Origin of the sequence: Pantoea sp. EEL5, assembly GCF_049892805.1 — a bacterium.
Taxonomy (GTDB): domain Bacteria; phylum Pseudomonadota; class Gammaproteobacteria; order Enterobacterales; family Enterobacteriaceae; genus Pantoea; species Pantoea ananatis.
The window spans coordinates 514,370-536,770 of sequence record NZ_JBNDNJ010000002.1 but is presented as its reverse complement, the minus strand read 5'-3'; the positions used below and the strand labels follow the sequence as shown (position 1 = coordinate 536,770).

Annotated in this window: 24 protein-coding genes; 14 read left to right on the top strand and 10 right to left on the bottom strand. The window is 55.2% G+C overall.

Annotated elements, in window-relative coordinates:
- Positions 1 to 112: 112 nt before the first annotated feature.
- Genes ACPXSQ_RS14085 through cysG form a run of 5 tightly spaced genes read right to left on the bottom strand, consistent with a single transcriptional unit; the run spans position 113 to position 4,868 of the window.
- Positions 113 to 433: a DUF3561 family protein gene (locus ACPXSQ_RS14085; RefSeq protein ID WP_013026921.1), complete on the bottom strand. Its 321-nt coding sequence runs from the start codon at positions 431 to 433 to the stop codon at positions 113 to 115.
- Between the two features lie 55 nt (positions 434 to 488).
- Positions 489 to 1,094: an adenylyl-sulfate kinase gene (cysC, locus tag ACPXSQ_RS14080; protein ID WP_013026922.1), complete on the bottom strand. Its 606-nt coding sequence runs from the start codon at positions 1,092 to 1,094 to the stop codon at positions 489 to 491.
- On the bottom strand, positions 1,094 to 2,521 hold the full coding sequence (gene cysN, locus ACPXSQ_RS14075; protein ID WP_013026923.1) for a sulfate adenylyltransferase subunit CysN: 1,428 nt from the start codon (positions 2,519 to 2,521) through the stop codon (positions 1,094 to 1,096). Before cysN ends, cysC begins: the two co-directional genes overlap by 1 nt.
- A gap of 11 nt (positions 2,522 to 2,532) precedes the next feature.
- Positions 2,533 to 3,441 carry a sulfate adenylyltransferase subunit CysD gene (gene cysD / locus ACPXSQ_RS14070; protein WP_006120739.1) on the bottom strand — a complete coding sequence of 303 codons (909 nt, stop codon included), beginning with the start codon at positions 3,439 to 3,441 and terminating at the stop codon, positions 2,533 to 2,535.
- An 11-nt stretch (positions 3,442 to 3,452) separates the two neighbouring features.
- Positions 3,453 to 4,868, bottom strand: a complete 1,416-nt coding sequence (gene cysG, locus ACPXSQ_RS14065; protein ID WP_013026925.1) for a siroheme synthase CysG — start codon at positions 4,866 to 4,868, stop codon at positions 3,453 to 3,455.
- A gap of 252 nt (positions 4,869 to 5,120) precedes the next feature.
- Between cysG and ACPXSQ_RS14060 the strand changes: the two genes are divergently transcribed.
- Both ACPXSQ_RS14060 and ACPXSQ_RS14055 read left to right on the top strand, forming a co-directional pair.
- Positions 5,121 to 6,131 carry an aminopeptidase gene (locus tag ACPXSQ_RS14060; RefSeq protein ID WP_014605170.1) on the top strand — a complete coding sequence of 337 codons (1,011 nt, stop codon included), beginning with the start codon at positions 5,121 to 5,123 and terminating at the stop codon, positions 6,129 to 6,131.
- A 9-nt stretch (positions 6,132 to 6,140) separates the two neighbouring features.
- The gene (locus tag ACPXSQ_RS14055; protein ID WP_013026927.1) at positions 6,141 to 6,425 is read left to right on the top strand and encodes a YciI family protein; all 285 of its coding nucleotides are present in this window, start codon (positions 6,141 to 6,143) and stop codon (positions 6,423 to 6,425) included.
- A 67-nt stretch (positions 6,426 to 6,492) separates the two neighbouring features.
- Here ACPXSQ_RS14055 and ACPXSQ_RS14050 read toward each other — a convergent pair whose 3' ends face one another.
- Positions 6,493 to 7,245: an IclR family transcriptional regulator gene (locus ACPXSQ_RS14050; protein WP_013026928.1), complete on the bottom strand. Its 753-nt coding sequence runs from the start codon at positions 7,243 to 7,245 to the stop codon at positions 6,493 to 6,495.
- A 362-nt stretch (positions 7,246 to 7,607) separates the two neighbouring features.
- Between ACPXSQ_RS14050 and ACPXSQ_RS14045 the strand changes: the two genes are divergently transcribed.
- The 6 genes from ACPXSQ_RS14045 (at position 7,608) to ACPXSQ_RS14020 (ending at position 12,408) form a co-directional block, all read left to right on the top strand.
- Positions 7,608 to 8,000: a RidA family protein gene (locus tag ACPXSQ_RS14045; protein WP_013026929.1), complete on the top strand. Its 393-nt coding sequence runs from the start codon at positions 7,608 to 7,610 to the stop codon at positions 7,998 to 8,000.
- A gap of 124 nt (positions 8,001 to 8,124) precedes the next feature.
- The gene (locus tag ACPXSQ_RS14040; RefSeq protein WP_426144113.1) at positions 8,125 to 8,967 is read left to right on the top strand and encodes a transporter substrate-binding domain-containing protein; all 843 of its coding nucleotides are present in this window, start codon (positions 8,125 to 8,127) and stop codon (positions 8,965 to 8,967) included.
- 47 nt (positions 8,968 to 9,014) lie between these two features.
- Positions 9,015 to 9,752 carry an amino acid ABC transporter permease gene (locus tag ACPXSQ_RS14035; RefSeq protein WP_426144111.1) on the top strand — a complete coding sequence of 246 codons (738 nt, stop codon included), beginning with the start codon at positions 9,015 to 9,017 and terminating at the stop codon, positions 9,750 to 9,752.
- A complete protein-coding gene (locus ACPXSQ_RS14030) occupies positions 9,749 to 10,393 on the top strand; it encodes an amino acid ABC transporter permease (protein ID WP_013026932.1) in 645 nt (214 codons plus the stop codon). Before ACPXSQ_RS14035 ends, ACPXSQ_RS14030 begins: the two co-directional genes overlap by 4 nt.
- Positions 10,390 to 11,127: an amino acid ABC transporter ATP-binding protein gene (locus ACPXSQ_RS14025; RefSeq protein ID WP_013026933.1), complete on the top strand. Its 738-nt coding sequence runs from the start codon at positions 10,390 to 10,392 to the stop codon at positions 11,125 to 11,127. Before ACPXSQ_RS14030 ends, ACPXSQ_RS14025 begins: the two co-directional genes overlap by 4 nt.
- 9 nt (positions 11,128 to 11,136) lie before the next feature.
- Positions 11,137 to 12,408, top strand: coding sequence for an alanine racemase (locus ACPXSQ_RS14020; RefSeq protein WP_426144108.1), 1,272 nt, complete (start codon positions 11,137 to 11,139; stop codon positions 12,406 to 12,408).
- Positions 12,409 to 12,503: 95 nt separating this feature from the next.
- Here the strand turns inward: ACPXSQ_RS14020 and ACPXSQ_RS14015 are convergent, their stop codons facing one another.
- Genes ACPXSQ_RS14015 through cysJ form a run of 3 tightly spaced genes read right to left on the bottom strand, consistent with a single transcriptional unit; the run spans position 12,504 to position 16,755 of the window.
- Positions 12,504 to 13,235, bottom strand: a complete 732-nt coding sequence (locus tag ACPXSQ_RS14015) for a phosphoadenylyl-sulfate reductase (protein ID WP_014594441.1) — start codon at positions 13,233 to 13,235, stop codon at positions 12,504 to 12,506.
- Positions 13,232 to 14,953, bottom strand: a complete 1,722-nt coding sequence (gene cysI, locus ACPXSQ_RS14010) for an assimilatory sulfite reductase (NADPH) hemoprotein subunit (RefSeq protein WP_014594442.1) — start codon at positions 14,951 to 14,953, stop codon at positions 13,232 to 13,234. The genes ACPXSQ_RS14015 and cysI overlap by 4 nt, the downstream gene beginning before the upstream one ends.
- Positions 14,953 to 16,755 carry an NADPH-dependent assimilatory sulfite reductase flavoprotein subunit gene (gene cysJ / locus ACPXSQ_RS14005; RefSeq protein WP_013026937.1) on the bottom strand — a complete coding sequence of 601 codons (1,803 nt, stop codon included), beginning with the start codon at positions 16,753 to 16,755 and terminating at the stop codon, positions 14,953 to 14,955. Before cysJ ends, cysI begins: the two co-directional genes overlap by 1 nt.
- A 273-nt stretch (positions 16,756 to 17,028) precedes the next feature.
- Here cysJ and ACPXSQ_RS14000 point away from each other — a divergent pair, with 273 nt between their 5' ends.
- The 3 genes from ACPXSQ_RS14000 to ACPXSQ_RS13990 all read left to right on the top strand — a co-directional run bounded on the left by ACPXSQ_RS14000 (position 17,029) and on the right by ACPXSQ_RS13990 (position 19,121).
- Positions 17,029 to 17,856 carry an arylamine N-acetyltransferase family protein gene (locus ACPXSQ_RS14000; RefSeq protein WP_013026938.1) on the top strand — a complete coding sequence of 276 codons (828 nt, stop codon included), beginning with the start codon at positions 17,029 to 17,031 and terminating at the stop codon, positions 17,854 to 17,856.
- A 129-nt stretch (positions 17,857 to 17,985) separates the two neighbouring features.
- Positions 17,986 to 18,345 (top strand): 6-carboxytetrahydropterin synthase QueD, encoded by a 360-nt coding sequence (queD, locus tag ACPXSQ_RS13995; protein WP_013026939.1) that lies wholly within the window; start codon positions 17,986 to 17,988, stop codon positions 18,343 to 18,345.
- Positions 18,346 to 18,521: 176 nt separating this feature from the next.
- Entirely contained in the window at positions 18,522 to 19,121 is a 600-nt protein-coding gene (locus ACPXSQ_RS13990) for an inorganic diphosphatase (RefSeq protein ID WP_426144105.1), read from the top strand.
- A 32-nt stretch (positions 19,122 to 19,153) separates the two neighbouring features.
- Here ACPXSQ_RS13990 and queE read toward each other — a convergent pair whose 3' ends face one another.
- Positions 19,154 to 19,825 carry a 7-carboxy-7-deazaguanine synthase QueE gene (gene queE, locus ACPXSQ_RS13985; RefSeq protein ID WP_019104727.1) on the bottom strand — a complete coding sequence of 224 codons (672 nt, stop codon included), beginning with the start codon at positions 19,823 to 19,825 and terminating at the stop codon, positions 19,154 to 19,156.
- Between the two features lie 267 nt (positions 19,826 to 20,092).
- On the opposite strand from queE, the gene ACPXSQ_RS13980 reads away from it, so the two are divergent.
- The 3 genes from ACPXSQ_RS13980 to ACPXSQ_RS13970 are packed head-to-tail and all read left to right on the top strand — an operon-like array spanning position 20,093 to position 22,382.
- Positions 20,093 to 20,806 carry a nucleoside recognition domain-containing protein gene (locus ACPXSQ_RS13980; protein WP_105078925.1) on the top strand — a complete coding sequence of 238 codons (714 nt, stop codon included), beginning with the start codon at positions 20,093 to 20,095 and terminating at the stop codon, positions 20,804 to 20,806.
- A complete protein-coding gene (locus tag ACPXSQ_RS13975; protein ID WP_072137125.1) occupies positions 20,799 to 21,266 on the top strand; it encodes a YjiG family protein in 468 nt (155 codons plus the stop codon). The genes ACPXSQ_RS13980 and ACPXSQ_RS13975 overlap by 8 nt, the downstream gene beginning before the upstream one ends.
- Before the next feature lie 3 nt (positions 21,267 to 21,269).
- Positions 21,270 to 22,382 carry a M20 family metallopeptidase gene (locus ACPXSQ_RS13970; protein ID WP_064374236.1) on the top strand — a complete coding sequence of 371 codons (1,113 nt, stop codon included), beginning with the start codon at positions 21,270 to 21,272 and terminating at the stop codon, positions 22,380 to 22,382.
- Positions 22,383 to 22,401: the final 19 nt, after the last annotated feature.

Here is a 22,401-nt window from a genome sequence, read left to right as displayed (position 1 = left end):
GCAGTAAAAATGGCGTGCAATGCCGTTTATGCAGACAAAAAAGGGAGGAAAAGATCGGACGCAAAGCAGGAAAACTTTTGTAACCTGCTGCTGCGTTTGGACATCAGTGTCCTTACCAGCGGGACAGAAACAGGAACAGTAACCAGAACTGACAGGCCACCGCAGCAACGCAGATCAGAACGGTCCAGAGCAGTTGCCCACGGAGCCAGGTATTCAATACCATCCCTGTGAGAACGGAAACGGGAAACAGGGCCAGGAAAAAGGGCCACGTGTAGAGGAAGAAAAACAGCGTGCTGGAGCCGTACAACAGGAAAGGTATGGCAAGCGCGCACCAGTAACAGATAAAGCCAATGACGCCTCCAGGAAGGACGGAACGAGGCTCATCCGGTGTACGGTGGTCTTTGCGTGCCAGCATGGGAGTAATGTTCTGCATAAATATCCTGTCAACGCGAAGGCGGCAAAACGAAAGGCGCTTTGCCGCTGTCTGTTCAGGAACTGATAATATCGCGCTGACGCAGCAGATCTAACAATTGGGCCGTCAGTTTTGTAACCAATTGTTCCCCGTTAAGCCAGATTTCTGGCTGGTCCGGCGCTTCATAAACGCTGTCTATTCCGGTGAAATTCTGTAACTCGCCTGCACGGGCTTTTTTATACAACCCTTTAGGATCGCGCGCTTCACACACTGCCAGCGGCGTATCGACAAAAACCTCGATAAACCGGTCGCTGTCCAGCAGATCGCGCACCATCTGGCGCTCGGCACGGTGCGGTGAGATAAAGGCGGTAAGGACGACCAAACCGGCATCCACCATCAGTTTGGCCACCTCGCCTACACGGCGGATATTCTCTTTACGATGTTCATCGCTAAAGCCCAGATCGCGACACAACCCGTGACGGACATTATCGCCGTCCAGCAGATAGGTGCTGACACCGATGCGGTGTAGCGCCTGCTCCAGCGCCCCCGCAACGGTGGATTTACCGGACCCCGAAAGGCCGGTAAACCACAGTACCACGCCCTGATGGCCATGTTGCTGTTCGCGTGCCTGCCGCGTAACCGGATGGTCATGCCATACTACGTTTTCATCGTGTTGGGCCATTACTGACCGCCCAGCAGATCGCGCGCATTCCAGTGCGGGAAGTGGCGACGGACCAGTGCATTAAGCTCGAGTTCGAACGCGCTGAACTCGCCGTTGTGCTGCGGCCGATCGTTCAGTGGCTCATGAATCAGCCCCGCGCCTACGGTGACGTTACTCAGACGGTCAATAATGATCATGCCGCCGGTTACGGGATTTTGCTGATAGCTGTCAAGCACCAGCGGCTCATCAAACGTAAACTCAGCAAGGCCAATCCCGTTCAGCGGCAGATTGTCCACCTGCCGTTTCTCCAGTGAATTAATCTCAACCTGGTGAATGACCTTTTCCACTCGCCCACGGGCTTTCTTACCGGCGATTTTTACATCGTAGCTCTGTCCGGCCTGAAGCGGCTGCTCAGCCATCCACACCACATCGACGGTGGCGGACTGAACGGCGCGCAGCTCGGCGCTGGCGTCCACTAACAGATCGCCACGGCTGATATCGATTTCGTCGTTCAGGACCAGCGTAATGGCCTCGCCCGCTCCCGCTTCCTGCAGATCGCCGTCAAAGGTCACAATGCGGGCAATGGTGGACTCCACGCCTGAAGGCAGGACTTTAACGCGCTGTCCCACTTTCACCACGCCAGAGGCCAGCGTACCGGCATAACCGCGGAAGTCGAGATTGGGACGATTAACATACTGCACCGGGAAACGCATCGGCTGGTGATCCACCACCGCGTTTAACTCCACGGTTTCCAGAACGTCGAGTAACGTCGGGCCGCTGTACCACGGCATGCTCTGGCTCTGTGAGGCGACGTTTTCGCCTTCCAGCGCCGACATCGGCACAAAGCGAATATCCAGGTCTTCGGGCAACTGGCCGGCAAAATCGAGGTAATCCTGCTTGATCTGCTCAAACACAGACTGCTGGTAATCCACCAGATCCATTTTGTTTATCGCCACAACCAGATGCTTGATGCCCAGCAGCGTCGAAATAAAACTGTGGCGACGCGTCTGATCCAGTACGCCTTTGCGGGCGTCGATCAGCAGGATCGCCAGGTCACAGGTTGATGCGCCCGTTGCCATATTGCGGGTGTACTGCTCATGGCCTGGCGTGTCGGCGATGATGAACTTACGTTTTTCGGTGGAGAAATAGCGATAGGCGACATCAATGGTAATCCCCTGCTCGCGCTCGGCCTGTAAGCCATCGACCAGCAGCGCCAGATCCAGTTTCTCGCCCTGGGTGCCGTGACGTTTGCTGTCGCTTTGTAATGAAGACAGCTGATCTTCATAGATCTGACGCGTGTCATGCAGCAAGCGGCCAATCAGCGTACTTTTGCCGTCATCGACGCTGCCGCAGGTCAGAAAACGCAGCAGGCTTTTATGTTGTTGTGCGGTCAGCCAGGCTTCAACGCCGCCCTGTTCGGCAATCTGTTGTGCAATTACGGTATTCATCTGGCGTCTCCTTAGAAATAACCCTGACGTTTTTTCAGTTCCATCGAACCGGACTGATCGCGGTCAATCACACGGCCCTGACGCTCGCTGGTGGTGGAAACCAGCATCTCTTCAATAATCTCAGGCAAGGTTTGCGCTTCAGATTCCACCGCACCGGTCAACGGCCAGCACCCAAGGGTACGGAAACGAACCATGCGCTGTTTGATCACTTCACCTGGCTGGAGGTTAATACGATCGTCATCGATCATCATCAACATGCCATCACGTTCCAGTACGGGACGCGGCGCGGCCAGATAAAGCGGCACGATCTCAATGTTTTCCAGGAAGATGTATTGCCAGATATCCAGCTCGGTCCAGTTAGACAGCGGGAAAACACGGATGCTCTCGCCTTTGTTAATCTGGCCGTTGTAGTTGTGCCACAGTTCCGGGCGCTGATTTTTTGGGTCCCAGCGGTGAAAACGGTCACGGAACGAGTAAATGCGCTCTTTGGCACGTGACTTCTCTTCATCCCGACGGGCGCCGCCGAAGGCCGCATCAAAGCCGTACTTATTCAGCGCCTGCTTCAGGCCTTCGGTTTTCATAATGTCGGTGTGCTTGGCACTGCCGTGCACAAAGGGGTTGATCCCCATCGCCACCCCTTCGGGATTGCGATGTACCAACAGCTCCGCGCCCATCGCTTTGACGGTGCGGTCGCGGAATTCATACATCTCGCGAAATTTCCAGCCGGTGTCCACGTGCAGCAACGGGAACGGCAACGTGCCTGGGTAGAAGGCCTTACGCGCCAGATGCAGCATGACAGAGGAATCCTTGCCGATGGAATACATCATGACCGGATTGCCGAATTCGGCTGCCACTTCGCGGATAATATGGATGCTCTCCGCCTCCAGTTGGCGCAGATGAGTGAGTCGTTTTTGGTCCATCGTTTTTCCTCTCAAGCCAGATTGACAACGGCGGACTCGCGAGCCCCCTGCTGTGCCGAATGCTGAAACCAGGCCAGTTGCCCGTGTAAATTAACCACTTCCCCAATCACCAGCAGGGCCGGGGAAGGCGCTGACGCTGCCAGCGTCTCCAGATGTTCGAGTGTGCCGGTCAATACCTGTTGATCCGGCCGGGTACCGCGCCCAATCACCGCAACCGGTGTTGAGGCGGCGCGCCCATGAAGAATAAGCTGCTGGCTGATGTGAGCCGCCTTGACAGCGCCCATGTAAATCGCCAGCGTCTGACGGGCACGCGCGAGGGATGGCCAGTCAATATCATCGCCATCCGGACGGCAGTGTCCGGTGATAAACAGCACGCTTTGTGCGTAATCACGGTGCGTCAGCGGAATGCCAGCATAAGCGGTAGCCCCTGCGGCGGCCGTTACGCCAGGCACGACCTGGAATGGAATGCCCGCTTGCTGCGCCGCCTGCAACTCTTCGCCGCCGCGGCCAAAAATAAAGGGATCGCCGCCTTTAAGGCGCACCACACGTTTGCCTTTCTGCGCCAGCTGCACCATCAACTGGTTAATTTCGTCCTGTGGCAGGAGATGGGCGCTGGCACGCTTGCCTACGCAGATACGATCGGCATCACGCCGGACCAGATCGAGCACCTCATCGCTGACGAGATGATCGTAGAGCACCACGTCCGCCAACTGCATCACCTGCAGTCCGCGCAGGGTTAACAGGCCGCTGTCGCCGGGTCCCGCGCCAACCAGAATAATTTCGCCCTGTCGGGGCGGCTGATCGCCCAGTTCGCTATCCAGCGTCTGTTTAGCGGCCGTAACGTCGCCCGTCGCCATCTGACTGGCAAAACGGCCATTAAATATTCTTTCCCAGTAACGACGGCGATCGGACATACGGCTGAAGCGAGCTTTGACTTTGTCACGCCACTGACCCGCCAACTCGGCCATTTGGCCCAGATGGGATGGCAGCAGCGTTTCGAGTTTCTCGCGCAGCATGCGGGCCAGCACCGGCGCGGTGCCACTGGAGGAGATCGCCACGACCAGTGGCGATCGATCAACAATAGAGGGGAAAATAAAGCTGCATTTAGGCTGATCGTCTACCACGTTTACCAGCTTGTGGCGGGCATTCGCTTCGTCATAGACCTGCGCATTCAGCGCATTGTCATCGGTAGCGGCAATGACCAGAAAGACCTTGTCGAGCTGAGCGGGTTCAAAGGACGTGGCCAGCCATTCAAGCTGCTGTTCATCCAGCAAAGCCTGTAACTCGGGGCAGAGTTCGCGTGAGGCGATTTGAATGCGCGCCCCGGCCCGACGCAGCAGCTCAATCTTGCGCGCCGCGATATCTCCGCCGCCGACGACCAGTACGGGTCGACCTGCGAGATCGGCAAAAAGAGGCAAATAATCCACGTTAACCCTAGTGTTGTTACGAAGCGTTATCGCGACTATACGTTCACAGGTTTATTGAGATGAAATTACGAATTGGAATGAGATGTTACCGAATGGAATAACGCCCGGCAAAAGCTCAGAACAAAATGTGCTTAGCGAATGATCTTATGAGGCTTTCCGGACGATTCAAATTGTGTAATCACCGTCACAGTTTCATACTAGGCACAAAAAAATATGGCCCTTTTTTACGGAATGATCCACAAGGAACCCGACATGTCTGCCTTTCTCCGCCTGGCCGTACTGCTTGGCGGCTGCATTATTTTCAGCGCTCAGGCCGTGACCGACCTGACCGGGCACTTTGCTGAGCAACAGGTTCGTCATATTGCCACCTATTTTCCCGGCCGCATGAGCGGAAGCCCGGCTGAACTGATGGCGGCCGACTATCTGCAGCAGCAGTTTACCCAACTCGGTTTTGAAACTAATACCCGGCAGTTTAATACCGGCTACAGCTGGCATGAAAATGACGGCACCTCGCGCTGGCATAAGCTTACTGCTACATCGGTTATTGCCGCGCGTGAAGGCAGTGCGCCCCAGGAAATCCTGGTTGTCGCCAGCCTGGATACCTGGATTCCGCTTACCCGCAGTGAAACCGCGCGCAGCGTAGGCGGATTGCGTTTGCAAGGCGTTGATGACAATGCATCCGGGCTTGGCGTGATGCTGGAACTGGCCCGGCAGATGAGTCATAAACCGCTCCATTATGGCGTGCGCTTTGTCGCGCTCAGCGCCAGCGAATCACAGTTGCACGGCATGGAAGACTATGTGGCACGCATGAGTGAGAAAGAGAAAAAAAATACGCTGCTGGTGATCGATCTCAACAGCCTGATTACGGGCGACCACCTTTATTTCAACAGCGGCATCAACACGCCGCGCGCCGTGCGTAAACAGACCAGCGAACGCGCCTTACTGCTGGCTCGCCGCTATGGCATTTCTGCCGTCAGTCGTCAGATGAAGAGCACTGATTTTCAGGGCATCAATCCTTTCGACGCGGCAGGATTCCCTTTGCTTGATGTCACTGCGCGAAACTGGAACCTGGGCAGCAAGGATGGTGAACAGCAACGCACCCGTTCCCGGCATTTCCCGGATGGCACGACCTGGCATCAGACCGATCGCGATAATCTGGATTTTTTAGATCACTGGCTACCCGGCCGGATTGGTCTTCGTACCCATGACAGCGTTAAAGTGCTGCTGCCATTGCTGAGCGAGTTAACCAACCCCAAAGTGTGAGGACAGACGATGTATGTCATTTACCTGAGTTATTTTCGACCCATCGAGGAAGTGGAAGCCCTGCTGGCACCCCATATAACGTGGCTGGATCGCTATTTTGACAACGGTGAGTTTATTGCTGCCGGCCGCAAAGATCCCCGCACGGGCGGCATGATCATGGTAAGAGACATGGATCGCGCCCGGCTGGATACGATTCTGGCGGAAGATCCCTTTGTCGCCGTGGCCCATTATGAGGTCACAAAGGTCAACGTGACGCGCACAGCCGATGCGTTTGCGGGGCTGAAAGACCTGTAGCCCCTGAGCCAACAGCGTCGGGCGCCCCGTTTCCCCACGCGGCGCTGCTTTCAACTTGCCCGTCGGCTCAGGTAAAGTCAGACAGCTTCTGACCCGCGTTAATTAAGGTTTTCAGCAGCATCTGACGCCGCGCTTCTGGTGTATCCCGGCTGACCATAAAACAGATGGCCGCCACCGCCAGATCGTTGCGGGCGCGAATAGGCGCAGCCATACAGCAGGTAAAGCTCTCTGACAGCCCTTCCGTCATGGAGTAGCCAAGATGCCCAGCCCGGTGAATGTCAGCCAGAAAGTCCTGCTTATCCAGCACCTTCCCGTTCGCCAGCTGGTAATCCTCTTCCGGGATCAGCGCCAAAATCGCCTCATCGCTCCAGTTACTCAGCAGCAAGCGGCCGGTGGCTGTCCAGGGAATCGGGATTTTAACGCCGATATCGGAGGTTATCTTGAACGGATGGGCATTGCTCTCTGACAGCACCACCGTGTATTTATTGCCTTCCAGCATACACAGCTGCACGGTTTCACCATGCTCAGCAACCATCTCGATCATTAACTGATGGGCACGACGGATCAGGGGATTGTGCGCCATATAATCTGCACCGTAATAGTGCATTTCACGGCCAAAATAGATACTGCCTTCCGAATCAATTTCGACCAGCCCCGCCTCACTCAACAGATTAACCAGTTCATACACGCTTGAGCGGGGCGCGCCCGTCGCCTCGATCAGTTCACGCATCGCCATGGGCTGGCGGGCAACGTGTAACTGACGAAAAATCGCGATCACACGGTCCACGCCACGTGCTCTGGCGGGTTTATCTTCCTGCATACCCTTATTCTCCTGCCGGGATCGTCACGTTAAGGTTGATGTAATACATCATACACAGCCCACTTTGTTTTACCTACGGTCGCGCACGCTATCCCGGCTTTTCTTTTTTTCGCGACATGCTATTTATCAGGGCACCAAAAGAGCGCACTCAATAATGATAAAAAGAGATCTTCATCACCATTTATTTAAAAAACTTATCATTAATGACAAATATTCGTGAAGCCAGTTGTAAAGCATCAAAATAATCCCTGATCAGGCTATTGCAAAAGAAATAACATTGTGCAAATCTCGATCTATCCGGTATTGCAGATTTAATTCCGGTATATCAGACAAGCTACAGGAATGATTCTAAGGGCACAAGCATGACAATCAAGCGCTATGGCACAGAGGGCGGTGTCGGTACCGGAGGACAAAAGCTGCCTTTTGCCCGTGCGGTAGAAGCCGACGGCTGGCTGTATATCTCCGGGCAGACGCCAATGAAAGGCGGCGAGGTCGTTGAAGGCGGCATCATTGAGCAGACGCGCCTGGCCTTCGACAACTGTCTGACCATTATGCAGGAAGCAGGATATCGGATTCAGGATGTGGTGCATGTGACGGCGGTCCTGACGGATGCACGTTACTTCAGCTCATTTAATAAAGTGTTTAGTGAGCTTTTTCATGATAACCCGCCCGCCCGTATTTGCAGCGTGCAGGACCTGGTTGTGGATTGCAAAGTCGAAGTCGATATGACGTGTTTTAATGCCGAACGGAAATAAAAGCTGATTCTTATCTCCCCGGCCAGAAATAAACGCATTCGGTATAAAAGTGATAATTAAAAAACGTCTCTCCACATTATTTAATAATGTTGGTGATATCCCTCTTTTATTTGAGAGCAGAAATATGAATACCACTTTCCAGCAAAATGTATTCACCCGGTTCCTGCCTGCCCTGTTCACCGTGGTGGCACTGGCCGGTTGTACGCCAACGGACAATAAAAATGAAACCGCAGGTGCCGCACCGGCATCCACGCTGCAAACCGTGCTTCAGCGTGGCACGTTGCGGGTGGGTGACTGCCTGAGCTTTGCGCCCTTCGGTTTTTACGATAAAGCCGGTAATCCCGACGGTTACGATGTGGATCTGGCCAAAGCCCTGGCAAAAGCGATGGGGGTAAAGCTCGAAATGGTGAACACCACCAGCGCTAACCGCATTCCTAATCTGCAAACCAATAAAGTGGATGTCGTGTTCTGTAATTTCACCCGCAACCTGGAGCGCGCCAAAGAGATTGGTTTTACTCAGCCTTACGTGGTGGCCAGTGAAGCGATGCTGGTTCGCAAAGTAAGCGGAATCAAATCGGCCCACGACATGGCAGGAAAAACTATCGCGACGGTCAAAGGCTCGACCAACGGCGACGAAGTTCGCAGCATGGGGATCGATGTAAAGATCCAGGAATATGATTCCTCTCAGGCAGCAATTCTGGCTGTGAAGCAGGGTCAGGCAGATGCCATGATTGAAGATAATAACTTCCTCGCCTATCAGGCCAAACTCGACCCAACACTGGAAGTCACTAATGAAGCCCTGGTTCCGCTGGAATACAACGCGTTCGGCGTCAAGCAAGGCGATCAGGTGTGGACAAACTATCTCAACGAATTCCTGTTTGAAATTAACGCATCAGGTGAGAACACTCAGCTCTACCAAAAATGGTTTGGCAGTAAGCCTCGCTATCCGCTGAATCCGCAGTTCTGACAGAAGAGGACACAGGTCACGCCTGTGTCCTCCTGAGGAGGCTTTCTATGCGCTACCAATGGCTGACACTCTGGCAATATGCCGATACCTTTCTCGCCGCGACCTGGTTAACGCTTCAGGTGACGTTGCTGGCTTTTATGCTGGCGCTGGTACTGGGACTGCTGGCCGCGCTGGCGAAATCTGCGACTTTTGCGCCTTTGCGCTGGTTGAGCCACGGCTACGTTGAATTTATTCGTAACACGCCCGTGTTGCTGCAGATTTTTATCGTCTTTTTCGGGCTTCCCTCGCTGGGCATTACCATGAGCGCCTTTACCGCGGGCGTGCTGGCGCTGGGGATTAACGTCGGTGCGTATCTGGCTGAGGTTTTTCGCGCCGGTATTCAGTCCGTCCCCAAAGGTCAGCTGGAAGCCGCCTGGATTCTTGGCATTAGTCGTCGCCAGCGATTTTTAAACGTGGTCATGCCACAGGCCGCGCGCGCCGTCTGGCCCGCGATTATTAACAACCTGATTCAGCTACTGTTGGGCACCTCACTGCTGTCAGCCATTGCGCTACCGGAGTTGACGGGAACTGCAACGGTCATCAATGCGCGTACGCTGCTCTACATTCAGACATTCAGCGTCGTCGCGCTGGTCTATCTGTTTCTCAGTAACCTGTTTTCCTGGCTGGGCAATGTCGCGGGACGCCGACTGTTTATGCCGCCGCTGGTTGGCTCGGTCAAACGGCCCATCTGGACGCAGGCGAAAAGAATGTTTTCCCATACGATTAAACGGGAGCCAGCCCAATGAGCGAATTGATCCTCAGCAGTCTGCCGCTCCTGTGGCGCGGTCTGGTGATTACGTTATTGCTGTCGGTCGCTGCCATTGCGGGCAGCACGTTGCTGGGTTTACTGGCCGCGATTTTGCGTACCAGCCGCATCCCTGTCGCCCGGCAAATTGCCGTGATCTATACCGAGCTGTTTCGCGGCACGCCCGTGCTTATCACGCTGATGTTTATTTACTTTGGCGTGGCCTATTTCGGGTATGACATCAACCTGTTTGCCGCAGGCATTTTGGGCCTGAGCATTTATCAGGGCGCTTACATTGCCGAGATTTTTCGTGGCGGGATTGAAGCCGTGCCGAAAGGACAGTGGGAAGTTTCGTGGATCCTTGGGCTCTCCAGGCGGCAGACTTTCACCAGCGTGATTCTGCCGCAAACTCGCGGCATCGTATTGCCGCCGCTGGTGGGTCAGTATCTGTCGCTGATTAAAGATACCTCTATCGTCAGCATGATAGGCATGTCGGAACTGATGCATCAGGGCCAGGCCATCGTCGATCGCATCGGACAGCCCGTAGTGGTTTATGGTCTGGTTGCCCTGCTCTATTTCGTTATCTGTTTTCCGCTTTCCCGCTGGGTCCAGCATCAGCAAACCAGGAACTCGTTATCATGAAAAATGCAGCCATTACTCTGAGCCGGATTACGAAGTCATTTGGCGCTACGCAAGTTCTGAAAGAGATCAGCCTTGATGTCTCGCCCGGAGAGGTGCTGGTGCTGATCGGCGCATCCGGTTCCGGTAAAAGTACCGTACTACGGATCATGAGTGGTCTGGAAAAGGCCGACGGTGGCGAAATTTGGGTTAACGACGTTCCGCTGCACGACCCAAAACGCAATCGTGATATTTGTGGTCAGGTGGGCATGGTGTTTCAGCAGTTCAACCTGTTTCCTCATAAAACCGCCCTCGGCAATGTCACCCTGGCGCTGATAAAAGCGCAGAAACTGTCAGTGGCCGAGGCGAATTCGCGCGGGATGGCAGCGCTGGAGCGCGTTGGACTGGCTGACCGCGCCGATCACTATCCTTCTCAGCTCTCCGGGGGACAGCAACAACGTGTGGCCATTGCGCGCGCCCTGGCGGTGCAGCCAAAAATCATGTTCTTTGATGAAGCCACGTCCGCTCTCGATCCTGAATTAGTGGGTGAAGTAATGGAAGTGATGCGCGGGCTGGCGCGCGAGGGCATGACAATGGTGGTGGTGACCCACGAAATGGGGTTTGCCCGGAAAACAGCCGATCGCGTTGTTTTTATGGATCAGGGCGTGATTGCTGAGCAGGGTAAGCCGGACGACATTTTTGTTCATCCGCAGAATCCGCGCACGCAACAGTTTCTGTCACGCGTGCTTGAGCACTAAGGAGCCGCCATGTCTTTACATTTTCCGCTGGTCGCAGACGCGAAGCTGGACACTGCGCAGCCGTCGCCCCGCTTTAAATCGGTTGCCGGTGAGGGCGATGCTCCCCTTAAGGTCGGCACCGCCGTGCTGAGTAGTGAAGATGTCTTTTCGCCCGTCATGGTAATGAAACAGTCCGCTCTGGAAAACAACCTGCGGCAGTTAGCGGCGTTTTGCCAGGAGAAAGGCGTCATGCTGGCGGCACATGGCAAAACCTCAATGGCACCGGCAGTCTTACGCCGGGCCGTGACCCAGGGCGGCGCGTGGGGGATCAGCGCAGCAACACCTGCTCAGGTGCGCGCCCTGCGCCATTTCGGTATCCGCAACGTGTTTCTGGCAAACGAATGTGTCGATCCTGGCGGAATTCGCTGGATTGGTGAATGGCAGCGTCGGCATCCTGACCACGGCTTTCTCTGTTACGTTGACTCCCTGGCGGGCGTCACGCTGCTGGAGCAAAACCTGGGCGACACGGCCATTGCGGTCTTGATTGAAGTGTCGATTCCCGGCGGCAGAACAGGATGCAGAACCGAAGAGGAGGTGCTGGCGATTGCTGAGCGCATTGCCCAAAGTCGCCATCTTCATCTTGTGGGTGTCGCAGGCTATGAAGGCGCGCTGGGTGCCGGGCGGGATGCGGCTGGCGTGGCGTTAATTCAGCACTACTGCAACGTTATGCTGGACTGCGCCAGAATGCTGGCTGAACGCCAGCTGTTCCACAGCAAGACGATTCTGCTCAGCGCAGGCGGGGGGGCGTGGTTTGATGTGGTAACAGCCTGTTTTACCCAGGCCGTTTTGCCGCTGCCGGTTCAGCCTTTGATTCGCTCGGGTGCCTACATGGCACACGACAGCGGGCTCTATTCGCGTATTGCGCCTTTTTCCCAGCCCGGCGCTGACCACCATTTTGAAGCGGCCCTGGAAATCTGGGGGCGCGTGCTTTCCCGCCCTGAATCTGGTCTGGCGCTGCTGGATTTTGGCAGACGGGACGTGCCTTTCGATCAGGATTTGCCCGTGCCGTTGTGGATTCGCCAGCCGGATGGCACCGCGCCACGAATCGGCACGCATCTGCACATCAGTGAGGTTAACGATCAGCACGCCTATTTACGCGTGCCTGACGATGAATCGCTGATGCCGGGAGACTGGATCGGATGCGGTATTTCTCATCCGTGCACGGCATTTGATAAATGGCGTTATCTTCCCTTAGTGGATGATGAATACCGGGTGGTGGACAGCGTCGAGACGGCGTTTTGATCGCAGCCGACATCCTTCCCCTGAGGCGATGACGGAGGCCATAGCAAAACGGGCGACCCCAGAGGATCGCCCGTTACCAGAACTCAGCGCGTCAGTTAGCCTTCGTGCAGGCCGCACTCACGTTTCAGGCCAAAGAAACGCGTTTCTTCTTCTGCCATCCCCGGCTCCCACTTGCGCGTGGTGTGCGTATCTCCGACAGACAGATAGCCTTCCTCCCACAGCGGATGGTATTTCAGGTTGTGGGTTTGCAGATACTGATGAATCTGACGGTTATCCCAGTCAATAATCGGCAGCACTTTAAACACGCCGCGCTGCACGCCCAGTACCGGCAATGTGGCGCGGCTGCCTGACTGATCGCGTCGCAGGCCCGCAAACCAGGTTTGGGCGCCCAGGGTTTCCAGCGCCCGATTCATCGGCTCAACTTTGTTGATCTGGTTGTACTGTTCAATGCCCTCTACCCCTTGCTCCCACAGCTTGCCGTAGCGGGCTTCCTGCCACGCTGGCGAGGTTTCCGCCCGGAACACCTGCAGGTTAAGGTTAAGCTGGTCAGCCAGTTCATCAATAAAGCGGTAGGTTTCCGGAAACAGATAACCGGTATCGGTGAGGATGACCGGAATATCCGGTTGTACGCGCGTCACCAGATGCAGCGATACCGCAGCCTGAATGCCAAAGCTGGACGAGAGCACGTAAGCCCCCGGCAGATTTTCCAGTGCCCAGCTTACACGCTCTTCAGCCGTGGCTTTTTCCAGTTGGGCGTTGGTTGCCGCCAACGCCATCGCGCGCTGGACCTTCGACATCTCATTCAGTGCTGCAAGATCGATACTCATTTTGCCTCCTGCCAGAAGTCGCGCGCAGGATCCAACACCGGCGTAACAATGCCAGCCCGAATCACGAAGTCACCAAAGCCTTCTGCGGCCTCGCGCTCTTTCGCCCAGCGACCTACCAGCTCATCAAGTGTGGCGAGAATTTCACTTTCAGTAATATTTTCGCGATACATACGTGGAATGCGCGTTCCGATGCGGTTACCCCCGATATGCAGGTTGTAACGGCCCGGCGCTTTCCCCACCAGGCCCACTTCTGCCAGCATGGCACGGCCACAGCCGTTCGGACAACCGGTAACGCGTAACACTATGTGCTCTTCGCCTACGCCATGGCTGTGCATGATCTCTTCGACTTTCGTCACGAAAGACGGCAGAAAACGTTCAGCCTCCGCCATCGCCAGCGGACAGGTTGGAAACGCCACGCAGGCCATCGAGTTTTCCCGCTGGGCCGTCACGTTTTCCATCAGGCCGTGTTCGCGGGCAATCGCTTCAATCTGCGCTTTTTGGCTTTCCGGCACGCCTGCCACAATCAGGTTCTGATTGGCGGTCAGACGGAAATCGCCCTGATGGATTTTGGCGATTTCCGCCACGCCGCTTTTCAGCGGACGTCCCGGATAATCCAGCAGACGACCGTTTTCGATGAACAGCGTCAGATGCCACTTGTTATCAATGCCCTTGATCCAGCCAATGCGATCGCCACGGGTGGTGAATTCGTAAGGACGTGTCGGTGCAAACGTGACACCGGCGCGCTTCTCGACTTCCGCCTTAAACGTCTCTACGCCTACGCGTTCCAGCGTGTATTTGGTTTTGGCGTTTTTACGATCGGTACGGTTGCCCCAGTCGCGCTGCGTCGTCACTACCGCCGCTGCCACATCCAGGATCTTATCGACCGGGAAGTAGCCAAATTCGCTGGCGGTGCGCGCATAGGTGGCTTTATTACCGTGCTCGATAGACAAGCCGCCGCCCACCAGCAGGTTAAAGCCCACCAGCTTGCCGTTTTCCGCAATCGCGATAAAGTTCAGATCGTTAGCGTGCAGATCAACATCGTTATGCGGCGGAATCACCACCGTGGTTTTAAACTTACGCGGCAGGTAGGTCTGGCCCAGGATCGGCTCTTCGTCGGTGGTCGCCACTTTTTCCTGATCCCACCAGATCTCGGCATAAGCGCGGGTTTGCGGCAGCAGATGCTCTGACAGCTTTTTGGCCCACTCATAGGCTTCCTGATGCAACTCAGACTCCACTGGGTTTGAGGTGCAGAGGACGTTACGGTTAACGTCATTCGCTGTCGCCAGCGCATCCAGCCCCACTTCGTGCAGCATCTGGTGCGTCGGCTTCACGTTCTTCTTCAGAATGCCGTGAAACTGGAAAGTCTGACGGTTGGTCAAACGGATGCTGCCGTAAAGGGTTTTATCGGTAGCAAATTTATCAATCGCCAGCCACTGGGTCGGCGTAATGATCCCGCCCGGCAGACGACAGCGCAGCATCATCGCATGGCGAGGCTCAAGTTTTTGCTCCGCACGTTCAGCACGAATATCGCGGTCATCCTGCTGGTACATGCCGTGAAAACGGATCAGCAGGAAGTTATCGCCGCTGAAACCACCGGTCAGGCCCTCGTCGAGGTCCTCAAGGATGGTACCGCGCAGGTAGTTGCTCTCTTTTTTTAAACGCTCAGCGTCGGTAAGTTTGCCTTCAACCACCAGCGGGCCAGGGTATTTTTCAGTCATTAGTAAACGTCTCGCTGATAACGGCGCTCAATGCGCAGCTCACTTAAAAATTCGTCAGCCGTTTCACGATCCATAGCGCCGTGTTCGACCACCACATCCAGTAATGCCTGCTCAACGTCTTTTGCCATACGATTGGCGTCGCCGCAGACGTAAAGGTGCGCGCCTTCCTGTAACCAGCTCCACACCTCCGCACCCTTGGCGCGGATTTTATCTTGTACGTAAATTTTCTCGGCCTGATCGCGCGACCAGGCCAGATCGATATTCGTTAACAGGCCATCTTTCACGTATTTCTGCCATTCCACCTGATACAGGAAATCGTCAGTAAAGTGTGGATTGCCAAAGAATAGCCAGTTTTTACCGCTGGCGCCGTCGTTCTCGCGCTGCTGCATAAAGGCGCGGAACGGCGCAATACCGGTGCCAGGCCCAATCATAATGACCGGTGCATCCGGGTTGGCGGGCAGGCGAAAATTATCGTTGTGTTCGATAAACACGCGCACCTCACCGTCTTCTTCAATGCGATCCGCCAGCCAGGTGGAAGCGCCGCCGCCGCGCGGGCGCCCTTCAATATCAAAGCGCACGGCCCCCACGGTGATATGTACTTCGGTATCGGTTTCGGCCTGAGACGAAGCGATAGAGTAAAGACGCGGCGTTAACGGACGCAGCAAGCCGGATAACTGTTCTGCGCTCAGTTGGGCTGGTGCCAGACGAACCATATCAACAATCGGATAGCGTTGCGCATACTGCTGCAGTTTGGCTTTATCATCCACCAGCGACAGCAGTTCGTCGTTACGCGCTAAGGCTGCGTACTGCGCGACGATTTGCGCCGTATTGACCGTTAACTCAAAATGCTTCTGCAACGCCTCTGCCAGCGGTAACGTCTGGCCCTGCACCTCAACCGGCTCATCGCCTTTTAGCCACACCAGTTCAAGCAGCTCGTTAACCAGCGCGGCGTCATTCTCATACCAGACGCCCAGCGCATCACCAGGCTGGTAGCGTAACCCTGAATCGCCCAGGTCGATTTCGATATGACGCACATCTTTGTCCGAATCGCGCCCGGTAATTTTCTGGTTCACCGCCAGGCTGGCACTAAGCGGCTGCTCTTTAGTGTAAGGGCTGGTGAAGACTTCGTTCACGCTGCCGGCGACGGTTGCCGCACTCTGGGCCGGTGACGCTGCCGGTACGCGTTCTTTCAGTGCGGCAGTAATTGCCGCGCGCCAGGCGCTGGCCTGCTCGGCATATTCAACATCCGCATCGACCCGATCCAGCAGTCGTTCTGCACCCAGCTCGGCCAGGCGGCTGTCAAAATCTTTGCCCGCTTTGCTGAAGAATTCATAGGAGGTATCGCCCAGACCAAACACGGCAAAGGCCGCGCCGTCCATTTTGGGCGCTTTCTTAGACATCAGGAATTTATGCAGCGCAACGGCCTCTTCCGGTGGTTCGCCTTCGCCCTGCGTCGAGGTCACGACAATCAGAATTTTTTCCTGGCCAATCTGCTTAAATTTAAAGTCGCCCGCGTTGACCAGATTCACGGTCAGTTTTGCCGCCTGCAGGTCATCGCGTAACTGCTCGGCTACCCGGCGGGCATTGCCGGTTTGTGAAGCAGAGAGCAGCGTAATCGCCGGGGTTTCAGCCTGCGCAGGCGCGCTGGCAACCGCCTGGCCTGGCGTTTGATTGACCATGCCCCAGAAATAGCCAGAGAGCCAGGCCATCTGAGTGGTGGAAAAATCTGTCGTTGCTGCCTGTAAACGAGCAAGTTGCTCCGGAGAGAGCGGAAGCATTGTGCCTGGTGCCTGAGTCGTCATCGCGATAAAAATTCCAGTAGCAGAAGTCCGGACCGAATAGTAGCGGAAGAGAAGAAAGGGTACAGGCTGCTATATTAACGATTAAATACGCCTTCGACATATCAAATAACCAAAATGACTAAATGGTTTTTCAGATAAAATTAATCGTTAAAAGTGGTAAGAATATTGAGAGTTAACACACTCAGGTAATCACGGCGCTCACTGGACTTTACGACGGGTGATCGCGGCAAATTGCTGGGTTAACAACAGGAAAACGACCAGGAGCGACGACAGGTGCCAGGCATTATCACCGCGTTACCGCAAGCAATGGCGGAGCAGATTCTGCAAAAACTGGGGTTTAGCGCGCCTCCCGCTCCTGATGAGATCGGACTGAGTGAGATATATCGCGCCTGGTGCCAGTCGGTACCCTTTGATAATCTCCGCCGCCGTCTGATGACTGACCACGACAGCGCCCTCCCCTTGCCCGGCAGCACGGCAACCGACTTTTTCACTCACTGGTTAACCTATGGCACAGGCGGCACCTGCTGGGCGGGCCATGGCGCGCTGCATGCCCTGCTGATACACGTGGGATTTAACGTGCAGTTTGGCCTTTCCACCATGCTGTCCTCACGTCCGACGCCCGCAGGTTCCCCCGGTCATGGCATGCTGTTTGTTAACATGGATGCAGGCACGCGGGTGGTTGACAGCACGCTGCTCCATGGCCATCCGCTCCCGCTGGAAGCCAGGCTGAATCCCCATCCCGTCTGGGGCACACGCGTTTATGAGCGAGACGGCAGTTGGTACATACACTGGAAACCGCTGGGTCGGGCAGGAATCGACTGCAAAATTCTGACTACCGGCCTCCCCGTTGACGCGTTTCAGTCACGTCATCAACAGAGCCGACATAGCAGCCGCTTTGACGGTGCCTTGCTGATTCGCCGCGCCAGCGCAGGGAGCATCACCGGAATCGTGAAGGGAGAACGGGTGATCAGGGACTCTGAGGGAAAGGAAACCTTTACGCCGCTGTCACGTTCAGAGCAGCAACGGCTGCTGATTGAGGATTACGGCATAGCGGAAGCTATCGTGGCGCGGCTTCCGGCTGACGATCCGGGTCATGGCTGAGCGCATTTTGGGAAAGGCGCGCGAATCCTTTTACTATTCTGGCTTAATCGTCGTTTAACGGCGCTTAGCAGATGCGAAAAACTGCTCTTTCAGGTAGAATTCAGCCGTTTTTAATGCCTGAGAGCGATTATGTCTACCACGTTATTTAAAGAGTTCCAGTTCGAAGCCGCACACTATTTACCCAATGTGCCGGCAGGACATAAATGCGGCCGTCTGCACGGCCACTCATTCCTTGTTCGTCTGGAAATTACCGGTGAAGTGGATGCGCATACCGGCTGGGTCATGGATTTTGCTGAGCTGAAAGCGGCGTTTAAACCCCTCTATGACAGGCTCGATCACTACTATCTTAATGAGATCCCCGGACTGGAGAATCCCACCAGCGAAGTCTTGGCAAAATGGATTTGGGATCACATGAAGCCTCGCCTGCCGCTGCTGAGTGCGGTGATGATCAAAGAAACCTGTACTGCAGGCTGCACCTATCGCGGTTAATCTGCTCTGTACGGCAGCGCAGGGCCGGTCACCCGCTTACTGACCTGTTGATCGGCCTGCTGCCGCCTCTCCTGCACGACATCAGCTGAACTCTCCTCCTCTGTGTGACGTCATCCTTCTGTCATCTTTCCCCACCAGGCTGTTCTCTCCTTCATTAAAGATCAAGAGAATCAACAATGAACCCGGTAAAACCGCTTTTTGCTTGTCTCTTCTTTATCACCGCCTCTGCCGCCGTTCAGGCGGAAAACATCCTAAGCTTTCCACAACCCGACTCACTGCCCGACGAATTCTATGCCGTGACGGAAATTCCCGCAGGCGGAATCATCAAATATGAAACCGATGCGAAAACCGGTTTTATCGTTGCCGATCGTTTTCAGTCGATGCCGGTCGCTTATCCGGCAAACTACGGTTCGCTGACGCAATCGCTGGGCGGCGATAACGATCCGCTGGATGTGATCTTCTACACCCGCGCCCCACTTGCGCCCGGGACATTAATTAAACTGCGCCCGATTGGCGTACTGAAAATGATCGACGGTGGCGAAGTGGATGACAAAATCGTGGCGGTTCCGGCCAGCAAAGTCGATCCGACCTATGATGCGATTCAGACGGTCGCCGATCTGCCAAAGCTGGAACAGCAGCGGCTGGAAGCGTTCTTTCGCGTCTATAAAGCGCTGCCGGAAGGGCGTAAAAACGTGGAGCTGAAGGGATTCGAAGACGCCAGCGCGGCCAAAGCGGAGATCAAACAGGCTTTTGAGGCCTGGAAAGCGAAGCAATAACGGTCAGGCGGCGAGAGGCCGCCTGAGTCTTATCAGGCGATGTTCAGATATTTATGTGTCTGCATCGACAGGCGCCAGTTGCGCGCAATACAGGTTTCAATACAAAGTTTTGTCGCCTCATCTTTGCGGCTAATTGGCTGCAGCGCAATGATTCGAGCTTTGCTGTCCTGAATGCCAGCCAGCAGGTCGTCTAACGCCTCCACATCACGTTGCCGGGCAACCGGATGTTTGATTTCATCCGCACGGCTCAGGGCCTGAGCCAGCACGTCGTATCCGCCGCGCATATTTACCTTGGGTGAAACGGTAACCCAGGTTTGTTCGGAACAGTGGATTTCATGGGTTCCGCTGGTCTCAATCTGGCATTGAAATCCTGCCGCCTCCAGCGATGCGGTCAGCGGGCGTAAATCGTAAATGGCCGGTTCGCCGCCAGTGATCACCACATGCCGGGCCGTCCAGCCCTGTTGCGCGATGCTGCTGAGCAGCGCCGCCGTATCGGCGTTGCCCCAGGCATCGCTTTCCACCGTTTTGACCAGAATATCGCCTAATGATGTTTCCCGATCCGCCTGTTTTTCCCAGGTGTGTTTGGTGTCACACCAGCTGCATCCTACCGGACATCCCTGTAAGCGGATGAAAATAGCCGGCACGCCGGTGTAATAACCTTCGCCTTGCAGCGTCTGGAACATTTCGTTAATCGGGTACTGCATAATGGTCTCTGTGGTTTTAGCAAAACGCGATTATCGCAGAACTCCGGGTTAAGATCATGTCAGGTGATGCGGCGTGGCTGACTCTGTCTAAGGCAAGCCGGATTTTTGCGTTTATCCAGAGGCGAATTTCACTGATTATTGTGAGCTGTTTAGCACTATTTGGCCCGTTGCTGGCTCTTTGTCCTGCAAATTGATCGTCATCATTCCTCCGCTTACATCCCACTTTTAGCATCGCCTTTTGTCGCCAAAGATGTAAGGAAATAAACGATGACTGACTCTTCTCAATCCGAACCGCTTAAGGTCGGACCGGGCGCTTACCTGGCCTTGCTGTTTGCCATGGTGTTTTTCTCCGGTCTGCTTGGCGGAAAAGAGTGGTATGGCGTGTTTGACTTCACCACATTAAACGGGGCATTCGGAAAAGTGGTATCCGGTGTCAGTCTTCAAACCGACACCCTGGATGTCGCGCAAAGCGCCTTTCGGGGAAAAGGCGGTTATGGGGCAATGGATGGGTTCCTGTTCGCATTTGGCTTGATCCCTGCTGTTATGTTTGCATTAGGCATGATCAACGTGCTTGAGCACTACGGCGCACTTCGTGCAGCCCGTAAGCTACTTACCCCGCTACTGCGGCCTCTGATGGGGATCCCAGGCTCAACCGGGCTGGCCATGATTGGGAGTCTGCAAAGCACGGATGTTGGCGCATCATTAACCCGCGTACTGGCTGATGAAGGGCAGATCACGGAAAAAGAAAAAACAATTTTTACTATGTTTCAGTTTTCCGCTGGCGCGATGATTACCAACTTTTTCTCCTCCGGTGCGGTGCTGTTTACCCTGGTAGCGCTTGATGGCTCGCATGCCGTTCCAGCCTCAATTGGTCTGTGCGTGGCGGTAATGTTCGTCATGAAAATCGTGGGCGCTAATCTGGTTCGCCTGATCCTGACGATCGGCGAACGCAGACAAGGTACAGAGGTAAAAAATGACTGACTCAACTAAACCGATGATCACCGATGTCTTTGTGGCCGGAGCGCGAAAAGGCTGGACCATCGCGACGACCAGCACACTGCCTAACGTTCTGATGGCCTTCATTATTATTTATGCCCTGGAACTCACCGGCACGCTGGCTGGCATGGCATGGCTGTTCGGCCCCCTGATGCGGCTTTTCGGCCTGCCGGGCGAGGCCGCCGCGGTGCTCATTGGCGGCTGGATGTCCATGGGCGGTGGCGTGGGCGTTGCCATCAGTTTATTTGAGCGAGGGATTCTGACCGGTGCCCATCTGGCTATCCTGGCGCCAGCCATCTACCTGATGGGTTCACAGGTCCAGTATGCTGGACGCATTCTTGGCGTGATCGGCACTCCAGCAAAACGTATCCCTTTGATGATTGCCCTGTCGGTGCTGAATGCCTTCGGCGCCATGATAGTTATGCGACTGATGATTGCGGAGTAACCTATGGAATTAACACAGTATCTTCAGGAACTGGAACAGGTTGTCAATATTGACTGCGGAACGGGCTCGGTGGAAGGCGTGGAACAGGTATACCAGCACTTTCAGCAATGGTATCAACAGGATGGCTGGCACTGTCAGCGTGTTGAGCTGGACGACAAGGTGGGCCCGGGCCTGCTGGTCACCAACAAACCTGATGCAGAGCATTATGATGTTTTACTGGTGGGGCATATGGATACCGTTTTTCCTGTGGGAACGGTGGCTGCACGTCCTTTCTCTCTTGAGGGCGATCGCGCCAGAGGCCCCGGCGTGGCGGACATGAAAGGGGGATTGCTGACCATTCTCTGGGCTTTACGTGGGCTGAATCACGCTGAGCGCGATCGTTTATCTATTGCCGTCGCCATGAATCCCGATGAAGAAACCGGATCGGTGTATTCTCATCACTGGTTGACCGGGCTGGCAAAACGCAGCCGTTGCGTGCTGGTTGGCGAAGCGGCGAGAAGCGATGGCTCACTGGTCAAAGCACGGAAAGGCATGGCGCGGTATCGGCTGAATTTTAGCGGCGTTGCTGCGCATTCGGGCAACGATCCCGATAAAGGCCGTTCAGCCATCAACGCACTGGCGCACAGCGTCATTGCCGTTGCGAACCTGGCCGATCCCGCACAGGGCACAACGGTAAACACCGGCGTGATCTCAGGCGGGGACGCGGCAAATATTGTGCCAGACCACGCAGAGATGATCGTAGACGTGCGCTTTCAGCTTAACGCTGAGTTTGAGCGGGTCAACATGGCGATGAAAGCCCTTGCGCATTCTGAGACGGAGCCCGGCGTAACGACGCAGGTTACCCAGCAGGCTTACACGCCTGCCATGACGCCAGATGCTAAAACAGAAGCGCTAATGCAGATCGTCGAGCAAGCCGGGCAAACAGAAGACATTGAGATTAGCTGGCAGGCTGTAGGCGGGGGCTCAGATGCCAACCATACCGCCGCAGTGGGCACGCCCTCACTGGATGGGTTTGGCCCCATCGGCGCAAATTTTCATAGCCCGTCTGAATATATGGAACTGAACAGCATTGAACCGCGCATTCGTTTACTGAAACGCATCATTCAGTCGCTGTAATGCTGTGGCTGCACAGGCT